General features: G+C 70.8%; 23 protein-coding genes, 1 pseudogene and 1 riboswitch. Of the genes and pseudogenes, 4 read left to right on the forward strand and 20 right to left on the reverse strand.

Annotated elements, in window-relative coordinates; translation table 11 throughout:
* Positions 1-106 precede the first annotated feature (106 nt).
* The 11 genes from RAMLITH_RS07335 to RAMLITH_RS07385 all read right to left on the reverse strand — a co-directional run bounded on the left by RAMLITH_RS07335 (position 107) and on the right by RAMLITH_RS07385 (position 14177).
* Positions 107-3379, reverse strand: a complete 3273-nt coding sequence (locus tag RAMLITH_RS07335) for an efflux RND transporter permease subunit (protein ID WP_168106730.1) — start codon at positions 3377-3379, stop codon at positions 107-109.
* A 16-nt stretch (positions 3380-3395) separates the two neighbouring features.
* Positions 3396-4889, reverse strand: a complete 1494-nt coding sequence (locus RAMLITH_RS07340; protein WP_168106731.1) for an efflux RND transporter periplasmic adaptor subunit — start codon at positions 4887-4889, stop codon at positions 3396-3398.
* A 316-nt stretch (positions 4890-5205) separates the two neighbouring features.
* Positions 5206-6870 (reverse strand): alkaline phosphatase family protein, encoded by a 1665-nt coding sequence (locus RAMLITH_RS07345; RefSeq protein ID WP_168106732.1) that lies wholly within the window; start codon positions 6868-6870, stop codon positions 5206-5208.
* A 35-nt stretch (positions 6871-6905) separates the two neighbouring features.
* The gene (locus RAMLITH_RS07350) at positions 6906-7571 is read right to left on the reverse strand and encodes a class I SAM-dependent methyltransferase (RefSeq protein ID WP_168106733.1); all 666 of its coding nucleotides are present in this window, start codon (positions 7569-7571) and stop codon (positions 6906-6908) included.
* A 13-nt stretch (positions 7572-7584) separates the two neighbouring features.
* Positions 7585-8022, reverse strand: a complete 438-nt coding sequence (locus tag RAMLITH_RS07355; protein WP_168106734.1) for a universal stress protein — start codon at positions 8020-8022, stop codon at positions 7585-7587.
* An 88-nt stretch (positions 8023-8110) separates the two neighbouring features.
* Complete coding sequence (locus tag RAMLITH_RS07360) at positions 8111-8719, reverse strand: cobyric acid synthase (protein ID WP_168106735.1); 609 nt, start codon at positions 8717-8719, stop codon at positions 8111-8113.
* The gene (locus RAMLITH_RS07365) at positions 8716-9546 is read right to left on the reverse strand and encodes an ABC transporter ATP-binding protein (RefSeq protein WP_168106736.1); all 831 of its coding nucleotides are present in this window, start codon (positions 9544-9546) and stop codon (positions 8716-8718) included. Before RAMLITH_RS07365 ends, RAMLITH_RS07360 begins: the two co-directional genes overlap by 4 nt.
* 10 nt (positions 9547-9556) lie before the next feature.
* Entirely contained in the window at positions 9557-10519 is a 963-nt protein-coding gene (locus tag RAMLITH_RS07370) for an iron chelate uptake ABC transporter family permease subunit (protein ID WP_168107193.1), read from the reverse strand.
* 29 nt (positions 10520-10548) lie between these two features.
* The gene (locus RAMLITH_RS07375) at positions 10549-11430 is read right to left on the reverse strand and encodes an ABC transporter substrate-binding protein (RefSeq protein ID WP_168106737.1); all 882 of its coding nucleotides are present in this window, start codon (positions 11428-11430) and stop codon (positions 10549-10551) included.
* Positions 11423-12238: an ABC transporter substrate-binding protein gene (locus RAMLITH_RS07380; RefSeq protein WP_168106738.1), complete on the reverse strand. Its 816-nt coding sequence runs from the start codon at positions 12236-12238 to the stop codon at positions 11423-11425. The genes RAMLITH_RS07375 and RAMLITH_RS07380 overlap by 8 nt, the downstream gene beginning before the upstream one ends.
* A gap of 4 nt (positions 12239-12242) precedes the next feature.
* Entirely contained in the window at positions 12243-14177 is a 1935-nt protein-coding gene (locus tag RAMLITH_RS07385) for a TonB-dependent receptor (protein ID WP_168106739.1), read from the reverse strand.
* 81 nt (positions 14178-14258) lie between these two features.
* Positions 14259-14507, reverse strand: a riboswitch (cobalamin riboswitch).
* A gap of 33 nt (positions 14508-14540) precedes the next feature.
* Between RAMLITH_RS07385 and RAMLITH_RS07390 the strand changes: the two genes are divergently transcribed.
* The 3 genes from RAMLITH_RS07390 (at position 14541) to RAMLITH_RS07400 (ending at position 16285) form a co-directional block, all read left to right on the forward strand.
* Entirely contained in the window at positions 14541-14750 is a 210-nt protein-coding gene (locus RAMLITH_RS07390; RefSeq protein WP_168106740.1) for a cell division protein ZapB, read from the forward strand.
* A gap of 2 nt (positions 14751-14752) precedes the next feature.
* Positions 14753-15097: a cell division protein ZapA gene (locus RAMLITH_RS07395; RefSeq protein ID WP_168107194.1), complete on the forward strand. Its 345-nt coding sequence runs from the start codon at positions 14753-14755 to the stop codon at positions 15095-15097.
* Between the two features lie 372 nt (positions 15098-15469).
* A complete protein-coding gene (locus RAMLITH_RS07400) occupies positions 15470-16285 on the forward strand; it encodes a sulfite exporter TauE/SafE family protein (RefSeq protein WP_168106741.1) in 816 nt (271 codons plus the stop codon).
* 10 nt (positions 16286-16295) lie between these two features.
* Here the strand turns inward: RAMLITH_RS07400 and RAMLITH_RS07405 are convergent, their stop codons facing one another.
* The gene (locus RAMLITH_RS07405) at positions 16296-16934 is read right to left on the reverse strand and encodes an MBL fold metallo-hydrolase (protein ID WP_168107195.1); all 639 of its coding nucleotides are present in this window, start codon (positions 16932-16934) and stop codon (positions 16296-16298) included.
* A gap of 505 nt (positions 16935-17439) precedes the next feature.
* Here RAMLITH_RS07405 and RAMLITH_RS07410 point away from each other — a divergent pair.
* Positions 17440-19308 carry a family 8 glycosyl hydrolase gene (locus RAMLITH_RS07410; protein WP_168106742.1) on the forward strand — a complete coding sequence of 623 codons (1869 nt, stop codon included), beginning with the start codon at positions 17440-17442 and terminating at the stop codon, positions 19306-19308.
* 160 nt (positions 19309-19468) lie between these two features.
* Here the strand turns inward: RAMLITH_RS07410 and RAMLITH_RS07415 are convergent, their stop codons facing one another.
* From RAMLITH_RS07415 to RAMLITH_RS07450, 8 genes and pseudogenes are all read right to left on the reverse strand, one after another.
* Positions 19469-19813, reverse strand: a complete 345-nt coding sequence (locus RAMLITH_RS07415) for an antibiotic biosynthesis monooxygenase family protein (protein WP_168106743.1) — start codon at positions 19811-19813, stop codon at positions 19469-19471.
* A 15-nt stretch (positions 19814-19828) separates the two neighbouring features.
* Positions 19829-20302: an OsmC family protein gene (locus RAMLITH_RS07420; protein WP_168106744.1), complete on the reverse strand. Its 474-nt coding sequence runs from the start codon at positions 20300-20302 to the stop codon at positions 19829-19831.
* Positions 20303-20387: 85 nt separating this feature from the next.
* Positions 20388-21155, reverse strand: a complete 768-nt coding sequence (locus RAMLITH_RS07425; RefSeq protein WP_168106745.1) for an alpha/beta fold hydrolase — start codon at positions 21153-21155, stop codon at positions 20388-20390.
* A gap of 176 nt (positions 21156-21331) precedes the next feature.
* Positions 21332-21676: pseudogene (locus tag RAMLITH_RS07430) on the reverse strand (hypothetical protein); the annotation flags it as partial.
* Positions 21677-21951: 275 nt separating this feature from the next.
* On the reverse strand, positions 21952-22725 hold the full coding sequence (locus tag RAMLITH_RS07435; protein WP_168106746.1) for an enoyl-CoA hydratase/isomerase family protein: 774 nt from the start codon (positions 22723-22725) through the stop codon (positions 21952-21954).
* Positions 22726-22749: 24 nt separating this feature from the next.
* Entirely contained in the window at positions 22750-24036 is a 1287-nt protein-coding gene (locus RAMLITH_RS07440) for a TRAP transporter large permease (protein WP_238344073.1), read from the reverse strand.
* A gap of 12 nt (positions 24037-24048) precedes the next feature.
* The gene (locus RAMLITH_RS07445) at positions 24049-24612 is read right to left on the reverse strand and encodes a TRAP transporter small permease (RefSeq protein WP_168106747.1); all 564 of its coding nucleotides are present in this window, start codon (positions 24610-24612) and stop codon (positions 24049-24051) included.
* On the reverse strand, positions 24609-25631 hold the full coding sequence (locus tag RAMLITH_RS07450; RefSeq protein ID WP_168106748.1) for a TRAP transporter substrate-binding protein: 1023 nt from the start codon (positions 25629-25631) through the stop codon (positions 24609-24611). The genes RAMLITH_RS07445 and RAMLITH_RS07450 overlap by 4 nt, the downstream gene beginning before the upstream one ends.
* Positions 25632-25670 lie beyond the last annotated feature (39 nt).

Below are 25670 nucleotides of genomic sequence, written 5' to 3' on the forward strand. Positions count from 1 at the left end.
GCAGAAGAACACCCAATGGAGATTGGATTCAGAACATCCAGTTCAAATGCGATTTCTCTGCGGCTTCTGCGCAGTTTCTGCGGCTTCTGCGTATGGATGTCCGCCTTCATTGCGCCGACTCCCGAAGCGCCGGCCGCCGCCCCCAGCGCCGGCCCAGGCGATCGAAGGCCAGGTAGATCACCGGCGTCGTGAACAGCGTCAGCAACTGGCTCAGCACCAGCCCGCCGAAGATCGCGATGCCCAGCGGCCGCCGCAGTTCGGCGCCCTCGCCCCAGCCCAGCATCAGCGGCACGGCCGCAAACAGGGCCGCCAGCGTCGTCATCAGGATCGGCCGGAACCGCAGCAGCGCCGCCTGGCGGATCGCCTCCAGCGGCGACTTGCCTTCATGCCGCTCGGCGTCGATCGCGAAGTCGATCATCATGATCGCGTTCTTCTTCACGATGCCGATCAGCAGGATGATGCCGATGATCCCGATCACGCCCAGGTCGTTGCCGGTCAGCCAGAGCGCCAGCAGCGCGCCCACGCCCGCCGACGGCAGCGTCGACAGGATCGTGAGCGGGTGGACATAGCTCTCGTACAGCACGCCCAGCACGATGTAGACGCAGACCACGGCGGCCAGGATCAGCCACAGCTGGTTGGTGAGCGATGCCTCGTACGCGCCCGCTGCGCCCAGGAACGTCATCGAAACCGCCGCCGGCAAGGCCACGTCCTGCGCAGCGTCGCGGATTGCATCCACCGCCGCCCCCAGCGAGGAGCCCGGCGCGGTGTCGAACCCGATGGTGGTCGCCGGGTACTGCGCCACGTGCGTGATCTGCAGCGGCGCGCGCCGTTCGGTGATGGTGGCCACCGCCGACAGCGGCGTCGGCTCGCCGGAGGCGGTGCGCAGTTGCACCAGGCCCAGGCTGGCGGGGCTGGCCGCGGCGTCGGGCCGCGCCTCCAGGATCACGCGGTACTGGTTGGTCTCGGTGAAGATCGTCGAGACGATGCGCTGGCCGAACGCGCTGTACAGGGCCTCGTCGATCGCGGCGGCCGAGATGCCCAGGCGCGCCGCCGTGTCGCGGTCGATCTGCACCGACACCGCGGCTCCGGCGGCCTGCGCGTCGGTCTGGACGTTTCGCAGTTGCCGCACCCCCTGCAGCCGCTGCGCGAGCTTGCCCGCCCACTCGGCGACGACGGCGGTGTCGGCGCCTTCCAGCGAGACACGGTATTGCGTAGGGCCGCCCTCGGCGTCGATGGTGAGGTCCTGCGTCGGTTGCAGGTACAGCGCGACGCCGGCCACCTGCTGCGCCCGCCGGCGCAGGCGGTCCATCAGCGCCTGCTGCTCGTCGTGGCCCGGCTTCAGGTTGATCAGCATGCGCCCCGTGTGCAGCATGGTGTTGTTGGCCGCGTCGACGCCGACGAAGCTGGCGATGGTGGCCACATCCGGGTCTTCCATCAGCCGCTGCGCAACTTCCCGCTGCAACGCGGCCATGCGGGGGTAGGACACCGACTGCGGCGCCTCGACCCGCGCCTGCAGCTGGCCGGTGGACTGGGTCGGGAACAGTCCTTTCGGGATCCACATGTACAGCAGCACGGTGAGCCACAAGGTGCCCAGCGCCACCAGCAGCGTGAGGCCCTGGCGCGCCAGCACCCAGCCGAGCCAGCGGTCGTAGCCGGCGATCAGGCGATCGAACCGGCGCTGCATCCGGCCGCCCCAGCCGCTCTCGCCGCCCGGGCGCGCGGTGAGCCAGCGGGCCGACATCATCGGCACCAGCGTCAGCGACACCACCGCGGAAATCAGGATCGTGATCGCCAGCGTCACCGCGAACTCGCGGAACAGCCGCCCCACCACGTCGCCCATGAACAGCAGCGGGATCAGCACCGCCACCAGCGACACCGTCAGCGAGATGATGGTGAAGCCGATCTCGGAGGCGCCTTTCATGGCCGCGTGCAACGCGAGGGAGATATTCTGGCTCCGGCCGGACGCTGGCGCGTCCTTCACTTCGCCTTCGGCGAAATGAGCCTGCGCCGAAACATTTCTCGCCATCTCGACGCCGGAGATGTTTTGGCTCCGGCCGGACGCTGGCGCGTCCTTCACTTCGCCTTCGGCGAAATGAGCCTGCGCCGAAACATTTCTCGCCATCTCGAGATGGCGAGAAATGTTTTCGATCATCACGATGGCGTCGTCGACGACGAACCCGGTCGCGATCGTCAGTGCCATCAGGCTCAGGTTGTTCAGGCTGTAGCCGAGCAGGTACATCACCCCCAGCGTGCCAACCAGCGAGATCGGCACCGCCAGGCTCGCGATCAGCGTCGCCCGCGGGCTGTGCAGGAAGGCGAAGATCACCAGCACCACCAGGACCACCGCCAGCACCAGTTCCAGCTGCACGTGGTGCACCGACGCCCGGATGCCGGTGGTGCGGTCGCTCAGGACGTCGACGTTCACGGCCGCCGGCAGGCCGGCGGTGAGCTCCGGCAGCCGGGCCTTGATCGCGTCCACGGTGGCAATCACGTTGGCGCCCGGCTGGCGCTGCACGTTGAGGATCACCGCCGGCTTCAGGCGCCCGTCCACCGCCGCCCAGGCACCGAGCTTGACGTTCTCAGCGCTCTGCACCGCCCGCGCGATGTGGGACAGCCGCACGGGGGCGCCGTTGCGCCAGGCGACGATCAGCTCCTGGTAGTCCTGCGCCGCCACCAGCTGGTCGTTGGCGTCGATCGTGTAGGCCCGCGTGGGCCCGTCGATGCTGCCCTTGGCGCCATTCGCGTTGGCCGCGCTGATCGCCGTGCGCACGTTGTCCAGCGTCAGGCCGTACGACGCCAGCGCGCGCGTGTCGACCTGGATCCGCACCGCGGGCCGCTGGCCGCCCGACAGCGTGACCAGCCCGACGCCGCCCACCTGGCTGATCTTGAGCGCGAGCCGGGTGTTGGCGATGTTCTGCACCTCGGTCAGCGGCAGCGAGTCGGAGGTGAGCGCGAGGCTCAGCACCGGCGCGTCGGCCGGATTCACCTTGGCATAGACAGGCGGCGCGGGCAGGTCCGCCGGCAGCAGCGAGCCGCCGGCGTTGATCGCGGCCTGCACCTGCTGCTCCGCGACGTCCAGGCCCAGGCCCAGCGCGAACTGCAGCGTGACGATAGCCACGCCGGCGGCGCTGGTCGAACTCATGCGCGCGAGGCCGGGCATCTCGCCGAACTGGCGCTCCAGCGGCGCGGTGACGGTCTGCGCCATCACCTCCGGACTGGCGCCGGGGTACAGCGTCTGCACCTGGATGGTCGGGTAGTCGACCTGCGGCAACGCCGACAGCGGCAGGAAGCGCCACGCGACCAGGCCGGCCAGCACGATCGCCAGCATCAGCAGCGAGGTGGCGACGGGCCGCAGGATGAAGGGGCGCGAAGGACTCATGCGCCGGCCGTCTTCCTCATGGCGTGGCGACGGGCGCCGATGCGGCGGCCGCACGGCGGCGTTCCTCGCGCCTTTGCGCGCGCCGCTCCTCGCGGTCGCCCGGCGCACCCATGCGCTGCGGCCCGGCCGCCGCCTGCGGCGGCACGTCGCCGTTGGCCGCCGGCGCGGACGCGGCCGGCACGGCGCCGGGGGCGGCGCCATCGCCGCCGCGGCGCCGCACCCCGCGTCCGCCGGCGCCCGGCCCGTCACCGGGCAGCGTCACGCGCGAACCGTCCCGCAGGCGGTCCGCGCCTTCGGTGATCACGCGCTCGCCGACCTGCAGGCCGGTGGCAATCTGGACCCGCTCGGCGGTGGCCTGCCCGCGCGTCACCGGTCGCAGCGCAACGGTGCGGTCGTCCTTGAGCACGAACACGTGGTCGCCCTCGGCGCCATGCCGCACCGCCGACACCGGCACGACCACGGCATCGCGGATCGTGCGCACGTGCAGCTGCACGTTCACGAACTGGTTGGGAAACAGCGCCTCGCGCGCATTGTTGAAGCGCGCCTTGGCGCGCACGGTGCCGGTCTGGGTGTCGACCTGGTTGTCCAGGGAGGCGAAGACGCCGGTGTCGAGCAGGTTCGTGCGGCTGCGGTCGAGCGCCTTGACTTCCATGAAGGCGCGCGCATTGCGCTGCAGCTGCGGCGCCTGGTCCTGCGGCACCGCGAACTCGACGTCGATCGGCGAAATCTGCGTGATGACGGCGACGCCGTTCGCGTCGCCGGGGCCGACCACGTTGCCGACGTCCACCGTGCGCAGGCCGACGCGGCCGCCGATTGGGGCCACGATGCGGGTGTAGCCGAGGTTGAGCCGGGCGGCGCCCTCGTTCGCCTTGGCGATCACCAGCGCCGCCTCCAATTGCTTGACCAGGGCCGCCTGGGTGTCGACCTCCTGGCGCGCGATCGAGTCCTGCTGCAACAGCGTGCGGAAGCGCTCGAGGGTCACCCGCGCCGCCTGCAACTGCGCCTCGTCGCGCATGCGCTGCCCGGAGGCCTGCTGCAGCGCCATCTCGAACTGCCGCGGATCGATCCGGGCCAGCACGTCGCCCTTGCGCACCAACTGGCCTTCCTTGTACAGCACCTGCTGCAGCACCCCGGACACCTGCGGCCGCACGCGCACGGTAGCCTGCGGCACCACGGTGCCGAGTGCATCGAGGAAGACCGGAATGTCGGTTCGCTCGGCCACCGCGACGCCGACCGTGGTCGCGGGAGCGCCCGCACCGGCGCGACGCCCGCCCCCTCCGCCGCCGCCTCCGCCCGCCCCCTGGCCGCGCGCGACGGGGGCGCGGGCGCCTTGCGCCACCGCAGCGGATTCGGGATGAGTAAGTTCCCACGCCAGCCAACCCACGCCGGCCACGACGGCGAGGGCGGCGAGGCCGCCGATGATCCTGGCGCGGCGGCTGATGCGCCGGGGTGACGGCCCGCGGGCAGAAGGGTCCGGCAAAGGCGGCGGCACCGGCGGCTGTGATTCCATCAACGTCCTTGTTCGGCCGGCGCGAAGGCGCGAAGCGCGGCGGCGGGCCTGAACCGCGAGGGTGCAGCAGCCGCTGCGGCAGAGCCATCGGCGGGCGGCGCGTGCCCGTGTAGGCTGAATCCGGCAGTGCGGCGGGAAGTCGGCTGAGGGCGGCGCATGGCGGCAAGCATCGGCCGTTCATGTGAACGGCGTGCGAACCGCGGGCAAATGGTCGGGGCGTCCTGGTAACCCAACAGCCGGACGCAAGAGCCGCAGAAACTACGCAGAAACCTTTGCGGCTTCTGCGTACGGCTGTTCGGCTGTTCGGCTGTTGGATTCAGGGTGCCGCGAGCGGCAGCGGCCGGCCTTCCGCCGCCGCCGGTGGCGGCACGCCCAGCCAGCGCGCGATGGTCGGCGCGATGTCGGCCACTTCGACCCGCGCCTCCACCTTGCCCGGCTTCACCCACTTCGGCCCGTAGACGAGGATGGGCACGTGCGTGTCGTACTCGTGCGGCGAGCCATGGGTGGTCGAGTAGCCGCTCGACGATGCGTTCATCCAGTACGGCTTGAGCGCGTAATGCACGTCGCCGGATACGTCCTGGTGCCAGGACCGGCGCATCTGTCCGAAGTACGGCGCGCCAGCCTTGCTGCCGCTCTCGAGCTCGCGGCGGGTATAAGCGGCGGCGACCGCGGGGTCGGCCAGCAACGAGGCGCGGGCGGCTTCGGCGACGACGTTCAGGTCCAGCCCCTTCTGCGCGACCACCTTGCGATCGACGACCAGTGCCGTGGACGCCGAGATGAACGGCACCAGCTTCGGCTCGCCGAACTGGCGCTGCAGGTCGGCGTTGATGCGGGTCAGCAGCTGCGCCGGGGTGAGCCGGCCGGCCTGCCGCCCTTGCGACTGGCTGTATTCCGGCGCCGGCATGAATCCGTGGTCGGCCGTGAGCACCGCGACGTAGTTGTCGCGGCCGACGGTGGCGTCGAGGTCACGGAAGAAGGCCTCGAACAGCCGATCGAGCTGCAGCACGTGGTCGTGCGACAGGCGCGACTCCGCGCTCCAGTAATGGTTGACGTAGTCGTGGCCGGACAGGCTCACGGACAGGATGTCGGGCGCGTCGTCGCGGCCCAGGCCTTCGCCGGCGATGGCGGCACGCGCGAAGTCGAGCGCGAGCGCGTCGGCGAAGGGGCTGGGCAGCAGCCCGCTGTAGTAGGACAGGCCGGGCGCGTCGTCGTTCGGCGCCCCCATCATCATCGGCAGCTTGCCCACGCGCTTGCCGAACCACGGCTGCGCATCGGGCAGCGACCGTGCGTAGGCGGCCTCCGGCAACAGCGGCTTCCATTCGGTCTTGAAGTAGCGGTCGGCCGGCTTGCCGGCATTGAAGGTGGTGACCCAGGCCGGATGCTCCTTCATGTAGTAGGTGCTCGAGGCGAACTGCCCGGTCTGGCTCATGTACATGTAGGCGGTGCCGGTCCTGCCGGCCGGCAGGATCGCGCCGCGGTCCTTGCCCGAGATGGCGATCACCTTCGATCGGGGATCCACGCGGCGCAGCACGTCGCCGACGGTCTCGACCTTCAGGTTGCGCGGACTGGTGCCGTCGAGCGGTCGCGTCTGGTGCCCGATGTAGGTGTGCTGCGTGTCGCCGGTGTTGTAGACGGCGGCGCCGGTGTTCACGTCGCGCCATTCGTTGTTGATGATGCCGGTGCGATGCGGGTAGGCGCCCGTCAGCATGGTGGCGTGGCCGGGCGCCGTCGCCGTCACGGAGTGCCCGTAGTGCGCGTTGGCGAACCAGGCCCCGCGGTCGAGGAAGCGGGCCAGCCCGTCGGGCGCGAGCTGGTCGCGGTACGCCAGCACCTGGCGCTGCGGGAAGCCGTCGACGGCCATGAACACCACGAGCTTCGGCCTGGCCTGCGCCGTCGGCGCGGACGGCATCACGGAGCAGCCGGCCGCGGCGACCGACAGCAGGACGGCGCCTGCGACTCGAAGCAGTTGTGGTTTCTTCATGGCGGCGAGGGTAAGTCCCGCCGCCGCGGCTGGCATCAGGGTTTGACCCGTCGGCGGCCCGCGCGGCAGGAGCCGCTCGCGATGAACATGGCGCCGCCGAGGACCTCCCGCACGGCCACCTCGTCCAGCCGGGCGGCCAGCTTGTCCCAGGGCCGGGCCAGTCCCTCCAGGGAGGTGGCCGAGTACAGCGCGGCCAGCAGCACGAACGCGTTGGCGGGCCACAGCCACGGCGGCGCCCAGTGCAACCCCGTGGCCACGACCTGCGCCCCCGGCTTCAGGTGGCGCAGCACGTTGACCAGGGCCGCGTCGTCGCGCAGCACGTCGTGGACCAGGTGGAACAGCGCTGCGTCGGCGCCGCCTGCCAGGCGCGCGGCGGCGGCGGGCGCGCACACCAGCTGCACCTGCCCCCACCCGTGTTCGCGCACGCGCTGGCGGGCGCGCGCCAGCATGGCCGGCGACTGGTCGATGCCGACGATGTGGCCGCCCGCGCCGATGCGGCCGTGCAGCAGGGGAAAGCTCAGGCCGGTGCCGCAGCCGACGTCCAGCACGGTGGCGCCGCGCTGCAGGTGGAGCGCGGCCACCGCCTGCAGCCGCACCGGCTCGAACGGGGCGAGCTCGAAGTCGTAGCAAGCGGCGCGGCGCCGGTACTGGGCCAGCGCCGCCGCCGGATCCGGCCGGCGCCGCGTGACGGGCGTGGCCATGGCATGGGGCGGGTCAGTGCGTGATGACGCACAGCACGCTGCACGGCGCGTGCTCGATCAGCGCCCCGGAAATCGAGCCGCGCCACCAGCGGGCGGCCCAGCTGTCCAGGTGCTTGTGGCCGACGACGATCAGGTTCGCCTCGATCTTGCGGGCGTACTTGGTGATCTCGTCCACGGCCTCGCCGACCAGCACCTCGCCCTTGGCCGCATACCCGGCCTGGCTCAACCGGCGCAGGCCATCGTCGAGCACGGCGCGGTGCTTCTTCTTCTCGCGCTCCTCGAGCTCCATGTCGTACACGCCGCCCTCGAGCCCGACGAAACTCATCGCCGACGGCATGACCGCGATCAGGAACAGCTCCGACTGGCTCCACTGCGCAATGTCCTGGCAATCGAGGAGGGCCCTCTGCCCCGCGTCGGAACCGTCGTAGGCGAGCAGGATTCGCTTGTACATAAAAAGGTACTCCGTTGCGTGTTCGACCGAGCATAGACGCTGCCGCGGATCGCCACAACCGCGGGATTCCCCCCAAGGGAAATACCGGTCAGAAGGGGCCGAACAGGGCCTGCAGCACCGCCGGGTCGCCGAACAGGCCATGCACGGCGAGCCCGAGGACGTTGCCCTGGTCGTTCTGCCACCCGATGCCGTCCGGCAGGACGACCCGGCCCGCCCCCATGCCGGCGTGCTGCACCGTGCGCCCCTGGCGCACCTCCGCCGCCCGCAGCTCGAGCGCCGAGAGCGGCGCCCAATGCCCGATCACCTCCCCGAACCGCAGGCGCGCGGGCACGAGGGCGCTGGCGCGGTCGAGCACGGACACGAGCGGCAGCAGGCCCAGCCCCGGGGCGTTGCCGGCGATGTCGCCGGTGTCGATCAGCGCCTCGCCGATCATCTGCATGCCACCGCCGAGGCCCAGCACCGGCCGGCGCGCCTGCGCGTGCAGCGCGATGGCGCTGTCGAGCCCCTGCGCCCGCAACCAGGCCAGGTCCGCGGCGGTGCTCGCCGTGCCGGGCAGCACGATGCACTCGGCGTCCTCGGCCTGCGCGCGGCTGGCGGCCCGCACCAGCCGCACGCCCGGCACCTGCTCGAGCGGCCGGAACTCGTCGAGGTCGGCCGCACCGGGATACGCGATGACGCACACGTTGAACACGTTCATGACCGAAGCACCTCCTGCATCACGGCCTGCCCCCAGTCGGCGACGCCGTCGAGCGCGATGAACTCGTTGGGCAGCGCCACCCACTGGCCGGCGATCGCGTGGACCGAGATGCGGCCCTGGAACACCTGCTCCAGCGCACGGTGCGTGGCCGGCTCCGAGCACGCGCCTTGGTGCACGACCTGGCCGCCGTCCATGACCAGCATGTCGTCGGCGTGCAAGGCCATCGTGATCTCGTGCAGCACCGTCACCGCGGTGCCGCCGCGCTGCACGTGGCTGCGCACGATGCGCAGCCAGTCGGCCTGGTGCGGCGGATCGAGGTTGGCCAGCGGCTCGTCCATCAGCAGCAGGGGCGCCCGCACCGCGAGCGCCCGTGCCAGCAGCACGCGCTGGCGTTCGCCGCCGGACAGGCTGCCCAGCGCGCGCTCGCGCCAGTGCCAGCACTGCGTCTCGCGCATCGCCTCTTCCACCGCCGTGCGGTCGGCGGCGCTCGCAGCGCCCAGCCACGACTGGTGCGGCAGCCGCCCGAGCATCACCACGTCCCAGGCCAGCAGGTCGTGCGCCGCGCCTTCGTTCTGGCCCAGCCACGCCAGCAGGCGTGCCCGTTCGCGGCCGCTCCAGGCGCCGGCCTCGCGTCCCATGAGCCGGACCTCGCCGCGGTACGGCAACAGGCGCGCCAGCGCCTTCAGCAAGGTGGTCTTGCCGGCGCCGTTGGGGCCGACGACCGCCGTCCAGCGTCCGGCCGGCAGCGCCAGCCGCACGCCGTGCAGCACCTCGGTGCCGCCGCGCGCGACCTGCAGCCGTTCGGCGGCAATGGCCATGGTGATCATGCGGCTCCCGTCATGCCGGCCTCCGGTACATCAACCACAGCAGGTAACCGCCGCCCAGCACCGCGGTGAGGACCCCCACGGGCAGTTCCTGCGGCGCCATCACGCCGCGCGCCAGCACGTCGGCGGCCAGCAGCAGCGCGCCGCCGGTGAGCGCGGACAAGGGCAGCAGCCAGCGCGAGGTCGCGCGCGTCGCGGCCCGCACCAGGTGCGGCGCCACCAGGCCGATGAAGGCGATCAGGCCCACCTGCGCGACGGCCGCGCCAGTGGCGAGTGCCATCACCCCGACCAGCGCCGTGCGCACCGGCCCCAGCGCCACGCCGAGGCTCGCGGCCGTGTCCTCGCCGAGCGACAAGGCATCGAGCCCGCGGCTGAACGCGAGCGCCGCCACCAGGCCCGCCACCAGCACGGCGGCGAGCAGCGCCACGCCCGGCCACCCGAGCAGCGCGGTAGTGCCAAGGAGGAACGACTGCATCGCGCGCATGACCTCGGGCACCCAGAACATCACCAGCGAAGCCAGTGCACCGAACACCATGCCGACGACCACGCCCGCCAGCAGCAGGCGCAGCGTGTGTTGCACGCCCTTCGCGAGCGCCAGCGTCACCAGCACGGCCAGCACGGCGCCGGCGAACCCCGCGCCGGCCAGTCCCAGCCTGGCCACCCAGCCGCCGGCATCCAGCGGCGACGTGCCCGCGAGCGCCAGCAGCAGCGCGACGCCGAGCCCCGCGCCGGTCGCGCTCCCGAGCAGGTACGGGTCGGCCAGGGGGTTGCGAAAGAGCCCTTGCGCCACGGCGCCGGCCAGTCCCAGCAGCGCGCCGGCCAGCCACGCGCCGAAGGTGCGGGGCACGCGGATCTCCCACAGCACCGCCGACGCGGACTCGCCGCCCGCGCGCCACAGCGGCTCCCAGCCGGCGCTGCCCACGGCCGCGCCGGCCACGCACAGCAGCAGGCTGGCCGCGACCAGCACCAGCGCCACCGGCGCCGGCGACCGCGCACGGGCCGCGCTCACGCCTTGCTCCTTGCGGCCGCGTCGCGCAGGCAGCGCGCCAGGATCTGCGCGGCCTCGACCAGGCGCGGCCCGGGACGCGACACCACGTTCGACTCGGCCGGCGTGAACCGGCAGACCCGCCCCTCGCGCACCGCGCGGATGCGGTTCCAGCCGGGGCGCTCGGCCAGCGGCCCGTCGCTCTCGGCGGCCAGCATGATCACCTGCGGATCGGCCCGCACCACGAATTCCGGATTGAGCTTGGGCACGCTGCCCAGGCGGGCCGGCACGATGTTGACGGCGCCCAGGCGCGCGAGCAGCTCGCCGATGTGGGACGCTTCGCCCGCCGCGTAAGGCCCCGCCGAGACCTCGAAATAGACGGTGGTCCCGCGCGCTTGCGCGGGCAAGGCCCGGGCCGCGTGCGCGAGCCCGGCCTCGATGCGCTGCCACAGCGCTGTCGCGCCCGGCACTTCGAGCACCCGGCCGATCGCGTGCACGCTGCGCTTCACGTCGGCCACGGTCTTGAGCTCGACGCCGAACACCGGCACGCCCAGCGACTGCAGCCGGCCGATGGCCGGCGAGGTGGCCGACAACAGCACGAGGTCGGGGGCCAGCGCCACGATGCGCTCGATGTTGGCGTCCGCCACGCCGCCCACGCGCGGCAGGCGGCGCACGCTGTCCGGCCAGTCCGAGAAACTGTCGACCGCCACCAGCCGGCCGCAGGCGCCCAGCTCGCACACGGTCTCGGCGAGCGAAGGCAGCATGGTGATCACCCGCTGCGGCGGGGCCGGCAGCGTCACGGCCACGCCGCGATCATCGACCACGGTGGCCGCGTGCGCAGGCCACGCCAGCGCGCACAAACACAGCGCGGCGCAGGCGATGCGGCGCGCCGCGTCAACCATGGCTTTCGCTCCAGCGCAGCACGATGCGGTGCAACTGCTCGACGCCGTCGGTGAGCGCCGCCGGCCCCGGCTGCAGGATGTCGGCCGACTTGATCTCGAACAGCTGGCCTTCGCGCACCGCTTTCACCCGGTCCCAGCCGGGACGGGCCGCCACCAGTTCCGGGCGGAACTTCTTGCCGCACCAGGAGCCGATGACGATGTCCGGATCGCGCCGCACGATCTCGGCACCGTCCGCGATGATGCGATCCTTGCCCAGCGGCTCGCCCGCCAGCTCGGGAAAGCAGTCGTCGCCGCCGGCGATCGTCAGCAGCTGCGAGACCCAGCGGATGGCGCTGATGTGCGGCTCGTCCCATTCCTCGAAGAACACCTTCGGCCGCCGCGGCAACCGGCGCGCGGCGGCCTCGATCTCCTGCAGCCGGGCGCGAATGAGTTCCAGCAGCACCAGCCCGCGCGCCTCCTGCCCCACCATCGCCGCCACCTGGTACAGCATCGAGAAGATCTCCTCGATGCTGCGCTGGTTGAACACCGTCACCTGCACGCCGCGCCGGATCAGCTCGGCGGCGATGTCCGCCTGCAGGTCGGAGAAGCCGAACACGCAGTCGGGCCGCAACTCGAGGATCTTCCCGATCTTGGCCGACGTGAAGGCGCTGACCTTCGGTTTCTCCTCGCGCGCCCGCCGCGGCCGCACCGTGTAGCCCGAGATGCCGACGATGCGGGCTTCCTCGCCGAGCAGGTAGAGCCACTCGGTCGTCTCCTCGGTGAGGCAGACGATGCGTTGCGGTCCGCGGGGCAGCGCGAGGTCGGTCATGGCGTCAGAACTTCACCCGCAGGGCCGCCGTGACGGTGCGGCCCGGCTCGGGGTAGATGGAAGTCGTCGCGCCCGCCGCGCAGCCGAACGCCTGCGTGTAATAGCGGCGGTCGAACAGGTTCGCCACCGCCAGCGACAGCTCCAGCCGCTGCCACTCGTACGCGTACCGTGCATCGGCCGTCGTGTACGAAGGAATCGTGCACGCGTTGGCGAAGTCCGGATGCTGCGCGCCGACCCAGTTCACCCCGCCGCTGACCCGGTGCGCGGCCGCGGGCGTCCAGTCGGCGCGCAGCGCCAGGGTCTGGCGCGGCACCAGCGGCACGTCGCGCCCGGAGTACGCGCCGGCGCGAAACTTCGCCTCGCGCAGCGCCGCGTTGACGCGCAGGGTGACGGCGGGCGCGACGGCGTGCGTCGCGTCCAGCTCCACGCCCTGGCGGCGGGTCGGATCGAAGTTGACGTTGGCGCCCAGCATGCCGAACGGTCCCGCCGCGCCGGGGTCGAACCCGATCTCGTCGACGAGCGCGCTGCGCCAGGCCCTCACGTCCGCCTTGCCGCCGGCGTAGGACCAGCGCGCGCCCAGTTCCAGGTCGCGCGAGGTCTGCGGCGCCAGCGCGCGCCCCGGCGCGGTGAAACTGAATTCGTCGACGTTGCCGAGGCGGAAGCTGCGGCCGGCGCGGCCATAGACGGTGACGCCGGAGGCAAGCGGCGTGCTGGCGCCCAGTTCCCACGCATTGAGGCGATCGGCCAGGCCCGTGCCCGCGTTGCTGGCGTCCTTGGCCATGCGTTCGGTGCGCAGGCCGGCGGCCAGGCGGGTGCCGCCGGCCAGCGTCAGGTCGTCCTTGGCATACCACGCGTGCGTCGACTGGCGCGCCGTGGAGCCGAATGCGCCCAGCACTTCGCGCGTCCAGCGCGCATGGTCGGTGCCGAACGTCACCATGTTGGTGGCGCCGCCGATCTTGCCTTCGTGGCGCGCGCGCAGCGAGGCGTTTTCGGCCTCGGTGTCGTAGTCGAAGGCGAACCCGCTGTTGGTGCTGCGCAGTTCCTTGGCGCGGGTGCCGGCGTCGGCGGCGAATTGCCAGGCGCCCCGGTCCGCCGCCGCATGCACGCTCGCCCGGGAATGGCGGATGCTGGCGCGGTCGCCCGGCGTCGTGCTCTGTGCGGGATCGGCTGCGTACTGCGCGGCCGTCAGCGCGCCGGGCAGGCCGGAGTCGAGGTCGTCGCGCGCGACGCGCGCGCCCAGCCGAAGCCATTCGCCGGCCCACTCGCCGGCCGCCGAGACGGCGTCGCGTTCGGAGCGGAAGTTGGCCCGGTGGTTGTCGCTGGTGCGCCGCTGGGCCGCGGCGTCGAGCGCGAACGCCCCGCTCGCCACGGTGCCGTTCGCACGCACGTCGCGCAGGCCATGGCTGCCCGCGCCGGCGTACAGCGACGCCGCGGGCCGGCGCTCCCGCGCCGCGCCGGCCTTGGTGGTGATGACGATCACGCCGCCGGTGGCGCCCTCCCCGTACAGCACCGCGCCGCTGCCGCGCAGCACCTCGATGCGCTCCACCGCTTCGATCGGGATGCCGGCCAGGCGCGTGCCGCCCAGGTCAGGCTCGCTCACGCGGACGCCGTCGACCACCACGACCTGGTTGACGTCGGCCGTGCTGCCGAAGCCGCGCAGGTCGAGGCCGTATTCGCCGCCGCCGAAGAAGTCCTGGCGGCCGACGATGCCCAGCAGGCGCATCAAGGCCTCGTTCACGGTGGCGGCGCCGCTGGCTCGGATCTGGTCGGCCGTGAGCACGCTCACGCCGAACGGCAGCGGCGCGGCGAGCTCGGAAAAGCGCGGCACGGTGACGACGATGTCGGGCAGCGAGACCGGGGTCTGCGCGACGAGGGTGGAAGAAGAGCAGGCGAGCGCGAGCGGGAGCGCCACGCGCCGGATGGACCTGGAGGCAGTCATGAAGGAGTCGGACATGTCAAAGACCCGGACCAGCTTCCCCGCCGGTCAAGTGGGCGCCACAGCCGCGCTTTCCGGAAGGAAGGCGCGGCCACCATGTTGGCCGGTATCCGGGCTGGCGGAGCATTCCCGTCGCCTTCCCAGGCGCGCTGTTCGCACGCGCCCAGTGGCTGTGTGTGACGGGACGGAATTCCCTTGCGGGAATTCATCCGCTTACCGTTGCGGGGGCAGCGCAGGTTGGCCCGTGCCGTGCGAACGGCCGCGAGCACCCTGCTTCCCGTTGAACTGCGGCATGTGAACCACACCGCGAGCACCAACGCCGCCATTTTAGGGCCCCCGCAGTGACAAGACCCTACAATCTTTTTCATGAGTGCCGGCCAGATCGAGCAGATTGCGGAGCGCGTCGAGCGCCTCCTCGTGCGCTACGAGGAGCTGCAGCGCACCAACGCCCTGCTCTCGCAGCAGGTGGACGCGCTCACGCAGGAACGCGACTCGCTGAAGTCGCGGCTTTCGGCCGCGCGCTCGCGCGTCGACGCGCTGCTGGAACGCCTGCCGGACATCAAGAGCGCCGCATGACCATGAAGCAGCTGGAAGTCCAGATCATGGGCCAGAGCTACCTGCTCGGCTGCCCCGAGGGCGGAGAGCAGCGCATGCTGGAGGCGGTGGAGAAAGTCGACGGCGCGATGTGCAGGATCCGCGACGCCGGCAAGGTGAAGGCGCGCGACCGCATCGCCGTGCTCGCCGCGCTGAACCTCGCCTTCGACGCGGCCGGGCGTCACAGCGCGCCGCAGGCGGCGACCGCGCTCGCCTCGGCGGATCTCACCAGCGCCGGCATCAACGGCGCCAACGGCAATGATCCGCGCCTGGCCGGCCTGCTCGAACGCCTCGATCGCGCGCTGCGCCAGGACGGCCGCCTCCTCTGAGCGCCGCGCCACTGTCGAGTGGTGCTGTTTTCGACCTGTGTCAAGCCGCGCCAGGTTGGCACTGCGCGATGCGCGGTATTGCGATTTTTTCGGCCCCGCGGGGCGGGTCCAGCCCCTACAATGGTTTCGTCTGCAGTGCGCCGGGCTTTATATGTCCTTGAACCAATGCTCTTCGAGCACGGGCTTGGAACCATCGCTTGGTGAGCGTGATCGTCTCGCGTCAGATGAACCCAACGCCAAGCTGACCTCGCCCACCTGAACCCCGGTTCAGGCTGAGGGTCCGGCGGCACGGCAGACACCTTTTTCGAAGCGGGTTGCGCATCCGGCACAATCGGGCGCAACCCCGCGCCAGGCGGGGCAGAACAACGAAGCATGCCCCTCGAACCCCTCCTCGTTCTCGAACTCGCCGTGCTCGGCATCGGCACCGGCTTTCTCGCCGGCCTGCTGGGCATCGGCGGCGGCATGGTGCTGGTGCCGTTCCTCACGCTGATCCTGTCGCAGCGCAGCGTGCCGGCGGACCTCGCCGTCAAGATGGCCATCGCCACGTCGATGGCGACGATCATCTTCACCTCCATCTCCAGCGTGCGGGCCCACCACAAGCGCGGCGCCGTGCGCTGGGACCTGGTGCGCGGGCTCGCGCCGGGCATCGTCATCGGCAGCATCATCGCGAGCCTGGGCGTGTTCGCCCTGCTGAAGGGATCGTGGCTGGCGCTGATCTTCGGCGTGTTCGTTGCCTTCTCCGCGACGCAGATGTTCCGCAACAGGAAGCCGGCACCCTCGCGCGGGATGCCGGGGGTGGGCGGGCAGCTCGGCGCGGGCGGCTTCATCGGCTTCCTGTCGGGGCTGGTGGGCGCCGGCGGCGGCTTCATCAGCGTGCCGTTCATGGCCTGGTGCAACGTCCCGATGCACAACGCGGTGGCCACGTCGGCGGCCCTGGGCTTTCCGATCGCGCTCAGCAACGTGGTCGGCTACGTGATCAGCGGCATGTCGGCGCAGGGCCTGCCGCCGGCCTCCTTCGGCTACATCTGGCTGCCGGGACTGGCGATCATCGCCGTCGCCAGCGTGGTCACGGCGCCGCTGGGTGCCAAGGCGGCCCACGCGCTCCCGGTCCCGAAGCTCAAGAAGATCTTCGCGAGCATGCTGTACCTCCTGGCGGTCTACATGCTCGCCAAGGGCCTGGCAGCCTGACGTAGCGGCTTCAGGTGTTCGCCACGTAGGGATTGCTGCGCCGCTCGCGCCCGAACGTGCTCTCCGGTCCGTGGCCGGGAATGAACACGGTGTCGTCGCCCATCGGCCACAGGCGCTGCGTGATGCTGGCGATCAGCGTGTCGTGGTCGCCCTGCGGAAAGTCGGTGCGGCCTATGCTGCCGGCGAACAGCACGTCGCCGACGAAAGCGCGCTTCATCTCCGGCGAATGGAACACCACGTGCCCCGGCGTATGCCCGGGACAGTGCCGCACGTGCAGCACGTGGCCGGCCAGTTCCACCGTCTCCCCATCCTGCAGCCACCGCGTCGGCCGGAACGGGCGGGCCTCGGGAAAGCCGAACATCGCGCCCTGCTGCGCCAGCGCGTCGATCCAGAACTGGTCGGCCGCGTGCGGACCGATCACGGGCAGTTGCAGCTGCTCGGCGAGTTCCGCCGTGCCGCCCGCATGGTCGATGTGCGCGTGGGTGAGCCAGATCTGTTCCAGCTTCAGCCCCAGCCGCCGGGCCTCGCCGAGCAAGGTCTCGAGATCGCCGCCGGGGTCGATCACGGCGGCCTGCTTCGTCTCGCTGTCCCACACCAGGGAGCAGTTCTGCTGGAAGGGCGTCACGGGAATGGTCTGGTACTTCAGCATGGGCAGGGCAGCGGCAGTGGTGTCATCGAGGCCCGATTGTCGCGGCAACGCCGTGCCACCCTTTTCGCCGGTGCCGCGCTCGGCACGAATCACGCCGGCGCCGCCATGGCGCCCACACCACGCCGGCGCCGATGCCGGCTTGCGACCACAAGTAACTTCTGCGACCGGAGATCTGTAATGTAAGCGCACAGCCCGACCTGGGGCTTGCCGCACGCAGGCGCGAATTGCGCCCGCTAAGTGACTGTTTTCATTGCCGAGCTTGTCGCTTCTGGTAACGCGGCACCAGTCAGTCTTTGCGACGACCGCGCCATCTTCGTGACAACTTCACGCATCTCGCCTCGGTTCGTGGGAACACGCGCCTTACATGTGTAGGCAATGGCTGATTGGCGTGTGGGACCCGTCCTACTAGAGTGACTCCTCCTGCTGAGGCGTCGCTACCGGGGCCTCGGACCCGCGAGGGGCACGACGATTCCCGCCGCCTCGCAAAGCGTTACATGCAGTCATCATGAAAAGACGACTTTTTCTGCTGTCCGGCTCGGCCGCCGCCACCCTTGCATTGACCGGCTGCGGAGGTGGTGCAGAAGAGGAGGACCTCGCCGCGAACGACGCAGGGGCCGGGCCGCTGCGGACGCGCAGGAAGTCGAGCCCCAGGGCGCCAAGAGACGCGACGGCGGAACCGGCTCCCACGCCCACGCCCACCCCGACGCCCGCGCCGGCCCCGACGACCGACCCGGCCACCCTCGCCATCGCCTACCCGTTCGGCGCGCGGCTGGCCGCCTACAAGGCCGGCATCAAGCCGACCCAGAGCGCCTCCAGCATGGACACGCTGCTGAAGAACCACTACGACGCCTGGAAGGCGCACGCGATCGTGCCGGCCACCTCCATCGTGGCCGGCGGCTATGCCGTGCAGTTCTCCAACACCACCTATCTCACCGTGTCCGAAGGCATGGGCTACGGCATGCTGCTGGCCGTGCTGTTCGCCGGCCACGACCCCAAGGCGCGCGAGCTGTTCGACGGCCTGCTGGCCGTGGTGCGGGCCCGCCCGGCCTTTGCCATCGTGCCGTTCGACCCCAACGGCAAGTGGCTGATGGACTGGCGCCTCAACGCCAACGGCAGCTCCGCCGGCGAGGGCTGGAACGCGGTGGACGGCGACCTGGACATCGCCATGGCGCTGCTGATGGCCGACCGCCAGTGGGGCTCGGCGGGCACCTGGAACTACCTGCAGGAAGCAAGGAACACCATCGCGGCCATCAAGAGCTGGAACATGTGGACCGACGGCACCCTCAAGGGGCTGCGCAACCCGGAGAACAACCGCACCTCCGACTACATGATCGGCCACTTCCGCGCCTTCAAGGCCGCCACCGGCGACACCTTGTGGGACAAGGCGGTGGACCGCGCGTACTGGCTGCTCGATCGCATGCAGACCGTGTACTCGCCCGGGGTGGGCCTGATGCCCGACTTCGTGATCAACACCAACACGGCCACGCCCTCGCCTTCCACCGGCTACATCGGCGACGGCAACGACAAGGAAGGCTACTTCTGGTGGAACGCGTGCCGCAATCCCTGGCGCTTCGCGTCGGACTACCTGCTCTCGGGTGACGCGCGCTTCCAGCTGGTGACCAGCCGCATGATCGACTTCTTCAAGGCCAGCTCGGGCGGCGATCCGCTCAGGATCGGCACCGGCTACGACCTGGCCGGCAAGATGCTCACCGGCGGCAACAGCCCGGCCTACCACGGCCCGATCTGCGCCGGCGCCTGCGTCGACGCGCGCTTCCAGGGCTTCCTGGACACGATGTGGAACTGGAACGCCAGCCACATGACCACCGGCTACTACGACGGCGAGATCCAGCTGCTGTCGATGGTCGTCGCCTCGGGCAACTGGTGGACCCCGGGCGCGCCGGCCGGCGGCACGCCAGCGCCGAGCGAGCCGACCACCACGCCCACGACCGACACGACGGCTCCGGCCACCAGTGCCAGCATCGTGGCCAACGGCGACTTCGCCGGCGGCATGACGGGCTGGCAGAACTGGGGCAATGCAGCGGTCGTGGCCGGCGCGCTGCAGGTGGGCACCGGCGCCGGCGGCGCGGGCCAGAACATCTCTGCCAAGGCCACGGCCGGCGCCAAGTACCAGTTCGATGCCACCGCCAACATCACCACCGCCGCCGAAGGCGTCTTCGTGGGCGTCAAGGTCCTGGGCAGCACCGGTGCGGTGCTGCTGGACCAGGTCAAGGTGGTCAGCTCGCTGACGCCGGCGGCCGTCTCGATCGCCTTCACCGCCCCGCAAGGCGCGGCCGGCTTCCAGGTCTACGTCTGGAAGAACCAGAACGCGGCGATCGGCGTGGTGGACAACATGTCCCTCACGGCCGTCGCCTGAGAAGCTGCGAACGAATTCCTCACAGCCGCGCGAGCCTTGTTCGAGGCGCAGGTGTCGTTGCGTCCGGGCCGCGGCTCGCCCTGCGATCAATTCATTCACAGCTTCTGAGCGCGCCGGGCTGGGGGATCGGGCGGGACCGCGCGTCCGATCGATCCCTGCGTCAACCGTGGCGCGCGCGCGAATCCGCGGGCGCCTGCTCGCGGTCGTCCAGGCCGTAGCCGCGCACCACCTGCGCGATGTGGAGGCGATATTCCTTGAACATCGTGCGACGGCCGGCGGCCTGGGCGGCCCGGTGCGCCTCCAGGTTGCGCCACGCCGCCAGGCATTCCTCGTCGCGCCAGAACTGCAGCGACAGGATCTTGTCGGGATCGGTCAGGCTCTGGAACCGCTCGATCGAGATGAAGCCTTCCATCTGCAGGAGTTCGTCCTTCAGCCGGGCGGCCCATTCCAGGTAGCCGGCTCGATGCTCCGGATAAGGGCGGACTTCGAAAATGACGGCAAGCATGTCGGCTCCAGTCCTTCAGGCTTGCGCGGGCACCGGCTCGCAGCGCACCTGCGCCGTCACCGAGTTCGCGATGTAGCACTCCTCGTGCGCCTCGTGGTGCAGCGCGGCGATGTCTTCGCTCGCGGGCCGAGCCTCGCCCGAGAACTCGACGCGCGGCCGCAGGGTCACCTGCGTGATCGCCATCTTCCCGGCGGCATTGCGCGCCATCACGCCTTCCGCGTCGTCGGTATAGCGCTCCACCGTGTAGCCGCGGCGCGCCGCCAGCGCGAGGAACCACAACATGTGGCAGCTCGCGAGCGCGGCGACGAACGCCTCCTCGGGATCGACCCCGGCCGGGTCCGACATCGGCTGCGGCACGACGTGCGGCGACGCCGAGCCGAGGACGTCCGCGCCGCCATCGAAGCGCAGCCGGTGGCGGCGGCTGTAGCGATTGCCGGTGAAGTCGGCGCCGTCGCGCTGCCAGAGCACTTGCGCCGTGTAGCGGGCCATGGGGGATCCTTGCTGAAAGCCGGGGGCCCTCAGTGTCGCCAGCGCGGCGCGCCTTGTCGAGCGGCGGCCCCTGGGCCGGCAGGGGTCACCGGGTCGGCGGCAGCGCGCGCTCGACCAGCCGCCGGAGCACGCGCAGCACCAGCTCCGGCTCGCTGCGCTGCGGGAAGTGGCCGCTGCGCGTGGCGACCACGTGTTCCCCGTGCGGCGACAGCCGCACCAGCGCCAGCTGGCGCTCGCGCCTGGCCTGCGCGGCGTCGGGCGACAGCAGCGATTTCGGCGGATCCATGCCGCCCGTGACCACCGCCACCGGCACCGGCGGGAACGGCCCGGCCGCGGCCACTTCGTCCACGGTATCGGCGGCCGCTTCCATCTCGGCATGCAGGTTGGCCTCGAATTCCCGCGGCGGCTGCGCCAGCACCTTGCTCAAGCCGCGCTTGAGTCGCTGCTCGTCCTGCTCCAGCACGTCCTGGTCGCGCGGGTGGGTGGCTTCGAGGAACAGCACCGCGGCCACCTCGGACGGATGCAGGCGGGCGAAGAGATTGGCGTGCAGCCCGCCCAGCGAGTGGCCGACCAGCACGTACGGCGGCCGCAGGCCGGCCCGGGCGAGCAACTCACGCAGCGATGCCACGACGGCCGCGCCGTCCTGCATCGCCGGCGGGTCCGCGCTGCCCTGGACGCCGAACCGGTTCCAGGCAAACACACGCCCCAGTTGCTCGATCCCCGGATAGAGCGCGCTCCAGCCGTCCAGCGTCACGCCGGCGCCATTGAGCAGCACGATGGTCGCCGGGCCGTCGCCCGACAGCGTGTATTCCAGCTCGCCTTTGCGCGTCGCGATGGTGTCGGTGGGCGGCATGGCGTCCACGCCGTCTGGCGCCGGCTCGGTCACGCCCCGCCGATCCCGACATTGACCTTGCCGCTCGCCTGGCAGCCGGGACAGCTGCGCCCACCCAGCCGGCCGCTGCCGCCGCCGCGCGGGCACGCGTCCTTGCCGGTGGCGGGCGTGCCGGGCGCGCCGGCGGGCAGCGCGAGGTCGACGGACGCCACCGAAGCGGTGACCTCGATCGCGGTCTGCTCAAAGCCGATGGTGGTTTCCAGCGGCGAATGGTCGGACGACAGCAGCCAGTTGACCATGGTCGCCTGCTCGTGCTCCACCCGCATCAGCTCGGCCAGCGCGACCCGCGCGTTGCGGTTCATGCGCAGCATGACCTGCTTCATGCGCAACGCGTCGTGCTCCACGCCGTTCATCAGGATGATGCGTACGCGCGTGAAGGCGTCGTCGTCGAGCTTGCTGATGGGCCTCTGGACCAGTTCCTTCCAGGTGAAGCGCTGGCGCTCCAGCGGACACCCTCCCTTGTCGAAGAGATTGATCGTCATGCAATTCCCGTGGCCGGTGTTGAACGCGAAGCCGGGCGGCAACAGCCATGCCCGCTGCCGCGAGCGGCAGCGGCGGCCCCGGCGCTTCAGTTCATTCCAACGCAGATCGCGCGCCGCAGGCTTGAGCCGATGCAACAAGATCGGGCGGGCGTAACGCCGTGGCCGAGCCACGGGTGGGGCGCGGGCGAACGGTGCCGCGCGCGCTGCGCCGGAAGCGCGGAAGCGCGGAAGCGCGGCAGTGCGGCAGTGCGGCAGTGCGGCAGTGCGGCGGGAAGCTACCGGCCGCGCCAGACCGGGGGGCGTTTCTCGGTGAAGGCCGTGACGCCTTCGCGGAAGTCCTCGCTGCCGTACGTGCGGCGGATCAGGTCTTCCACGTCGGGGGTGTTCTCCCGCAGGATCCGCCGCAACGCTTCCTTGGTCACGGCCTGCGTGACCGGCGCCAGCGCCGCCAGCCGCTCGCATAGCGTGCGGGCGGCGGCATCGATCGCGTCCGGCGCGACCACCTCCGCCAGGTAGCCACACGCCAGCGCTTCGTCGGCGCGCAGCACCTCCGCACCGACCAGCATGCGCTGCACGCGCGGCAGGCCGAAGGCGGCGATCAGGCGGGTGATGTTGGAACTCGACAGGCAGTTGCCCAGCGTGCGCGCGATCGGCACGCCCAGCCGCGCGGAAGGCGTGCCGATGCGGATGTCGCAAGCGGTCGCGATGGCCAGGCCGCCGCCGACGCACCAGCCCTCGATGACGGCGACCGTGGGAATGTCCAGCGCCGCGAGGCGCCCCATGCCGGCATCGATGGTGCGTTCGTACTCCACGCCCCGCTCCGCGTCGAAGGTCTTGAACTGCTCGATGTCGGTGCCGGCGACGAAGGCTTCGCCGCCGGCGCCGCGCAGGCACGCGACGCGCACGCCCGGCTCCCCGGGCAGCCGCTCGCAGATCGCCACCAGTTCCTGGTACATGTCCCAGGTCATCGCGTTGCGGGCGGCGGGACGGTCGAACAGGACCGTCGCGACGGGTCCTTCGATGCTGAGGCGCACTGTTCCTGCGGTCATCGGCGTTTCACTCCTTGTTTGGGTTCAGCGGTAGAACAGCTCGACCAGGCCGAGCCCGGTGACGGGCACGTAGGTGACCAGCATCAGGACGGCGAACAGCACGCCGATGTACCACACGTTGACCCGCGTGACTTCCCAGACCGAGGACTTGGAAATCGAACTGGCCACCATCAGGACGCTGGCGACCGGCGGCGTCTGCTGGCCCAGGCCCAGGTTGACGGTCACGATCAGCCCGAAGTGGATCGGGTCGATGCCCACGGCGCGCACCAGCGGCATCACGATCGGCACCACCAGGATGATGGCGGCCGCCGAGTGCAGGAACATGCCGAGGAACAGGAACAGCACGTTCAGCAGCGCCAGCACCACCCACTTGTTCGACGTGAAGTCGGACACCGCCTTGGCCAGCGCCTGCGGCGCCTGCACCTCGGTCAGGTAGGCGCCCAGCAGCGCGCTGGTGGCGACCAGCAGCATGACGACCGCCGTCTGCACGCCGCCTTCCATCACCGCCGCGCGCAGGTGCTTCATGTCCAGCTCCTGGTAGACCACCAGCCCGATGAACAGCGCGGCGACCACCGCCAGCGCCGCACCTTCGGTCGCGGTCACCAGTCCGCCGAAGATGCCGCCCAGGATGATGATCGGCAGGGCGAACGCCCACAGCGCGTCGCGGCCGGTCTGCAGCACGCGCCGCAGCGAGAACGCGGCCTCGCGCGGCAGGTTGTAGCGGCGCGAGAGGAACGTGGCCATGCCCATCAGCCCCGCGGCGCCGATCAGGCCCGGCACGATGCCGGCGACGAACATCTGCACCACCGACGTTTCCGCCATCACGGCGTACAGGATCATCGGGATCGACGGCGGGATGATCACGGCCAGCGTCGCCGCCGAGGACATCGAAGCCGCCGCGAAGGCGCTGGGATAGCCCTTGGCCTTCATGCCGGGGATCAGGATCGAGCCGAGTGCCGCCACGTCGGCGACGGCGGAGCCGGAGATCTCCGCGAAGAACAGCGACGCGCCGATCGACACGTGCGCCAGCCCGCCGCGCACCCAGCCGAAGATGGCCGAGGCGAAGGCAATCAGCCGGCGCGAGATGCCGGACGCGTTCATGATCGCGCCGGCCAGGATGAACAGCGGGATCGCCAGGAGCGGGAAGTTGGTGGCGCCGTTGTAGATCACCAGCGGCATGTTCGGCAGGGAGTCCGTGCCGTGGCTGATCACCATCGCGATCACCGCCACCATGCCCAGCGAAACGGCGATCGGCACGTTCAGCAGCACCAGCCCCAGCACCGCCGTGAAGACGGTCATCATGGTTGCCATGGAGGCTCTCCTTCAGTGCGTCGCGCCGCCGGCGGCCGCCGCGTCCGCCGCGCCATCGCCGCGGACCAGGTCGACCAGGTGCATGGCCTCGGCCACGATGATCAGCGCCGACGAGACCGGGATCACCGACTGGACGAAGTTCATCGGGATCCAGGTCAGGCTCACCAGCGACTCGCCGACCAGCGCCGGCATGATCGCCACGCCCATCCACCCGAGCAGGGCGAAGAACCCGATCACCAGCAGCTGCACGAGGATGCCCAGCCCGCGCTGGGTCCGGCGCGAACACTGCTCCACCACTTCCGGGCAGCCGATGTGCGAGCGCTTGACCGACGCCAGCGCCGAGCCGTAGAACGTGAGCCACGCGAGCAGCACCGAAGCCAGCTCGTCGTACCAGACGAGCGAGCTGCCGGCCACGCGGAACACGATGCCCAGCGTGACTTCCAGCGACAGCCCCACCATCAGCGCCATGACGATGCGCTCGAGGAACAGCTCGTAGGCGCCGCGGAAGCGGTGCATCGCGCTGCCGCGAACGCCGCCGGCGACGCCGGCGACCGCCTGTGGTTGCGCGCCGGTCATTGCTTGCCGAGCGCCACGGCCTTGTCGATCAGCGGCTTGGCGCCGGCGACTTCGTTGGCGAACTCGTCGTAGATCGGCCGGCTCGCCGCGATGAACGCATCCTTGTCGACCTCGTTGACCTGCATGCCGGCCTGCTTCAGCTTGGTGAGCAGCTCGGTCTCGTCCTTCGCGGCGGTTTCGTACACATAGGCCTGGGTTTCCTTGGCCGTCTGCTCCAGCACCTGCCGCACGTCGGCCGGCAGCGCATTGAACTTGCGCAGCCCGACGATCGCATAGGCCGGCGTGTACACGTGGCCCGAGAGCGACAGGTACTTCTGCACTTCCTGCAGCTTGGCCGAGTAGATCTGCGTGAACGGATTCTCCTGGGCGTCCATCACGCCGGTCTGCAGCGCCGTGAACAGCTCGGAGAACTTCATCGGGCTCGGGTTGGCGCCGTACTCCTGGAACATCTTCACGCGCCACTTGCCTTCCGGCACGCGCAGCTTGATGCCCTTCAGGTCCGCCGGCACCTTGATCGGGTGCTTGTTGTTGGTGATGTGGCGCGAGCCGTTCTCCCACACGGCCAACACCTTGATCCCCTTCTTCTCGGCGAGCGGCGCGATGCTCGGCCAGAAGACGTCCTTCTCGATGCGCGCCATGTGCGCCCGGTCCTTGACGATGTAAGGCAGGTCGAAGACGCCGAACTGGTCGACCTCCGACGTCATCACCGTGGACGGCACCGCCATGTCCACCGTGCCGAGCTTCACTTTCTGGATCAGCTCCTTGTCGCCGCCGAGCTGGCTGGAGCCGTAGACCACGACCTTGAGCTTGCCGCCCAGCTTGGCGTTGGCGCGGCGCGCGAATTCGTCGGCGCTTTTCTGGAAGATCGAGCCGGGCTCCCCGACGTGGCCGACCTTGAATTCGGCCTGGGCCTGCGCCGTGCCGTGGAGCGCGAGGCCCGCGGCGGCAGCCACCAGGGTGCGGCACGCCGTGCGCCGCGCGCCACTGAAACGCCGTGCAGCGAATGCGATGGTCTTCATGTCTTGTCTCCTTTGGTTGTCAATCGTTTCCGGCCCCCG

Source organism: Ramlibacter lithotrophicus, assembly GCF_012184415.1.
GTDB lineage: Bacteria > Pseudomonadota > Gammaproteobacteria > Burkholderiales > Burkholderiaceae_C > Ramlibacter > Ramlibacter lithotrophicus.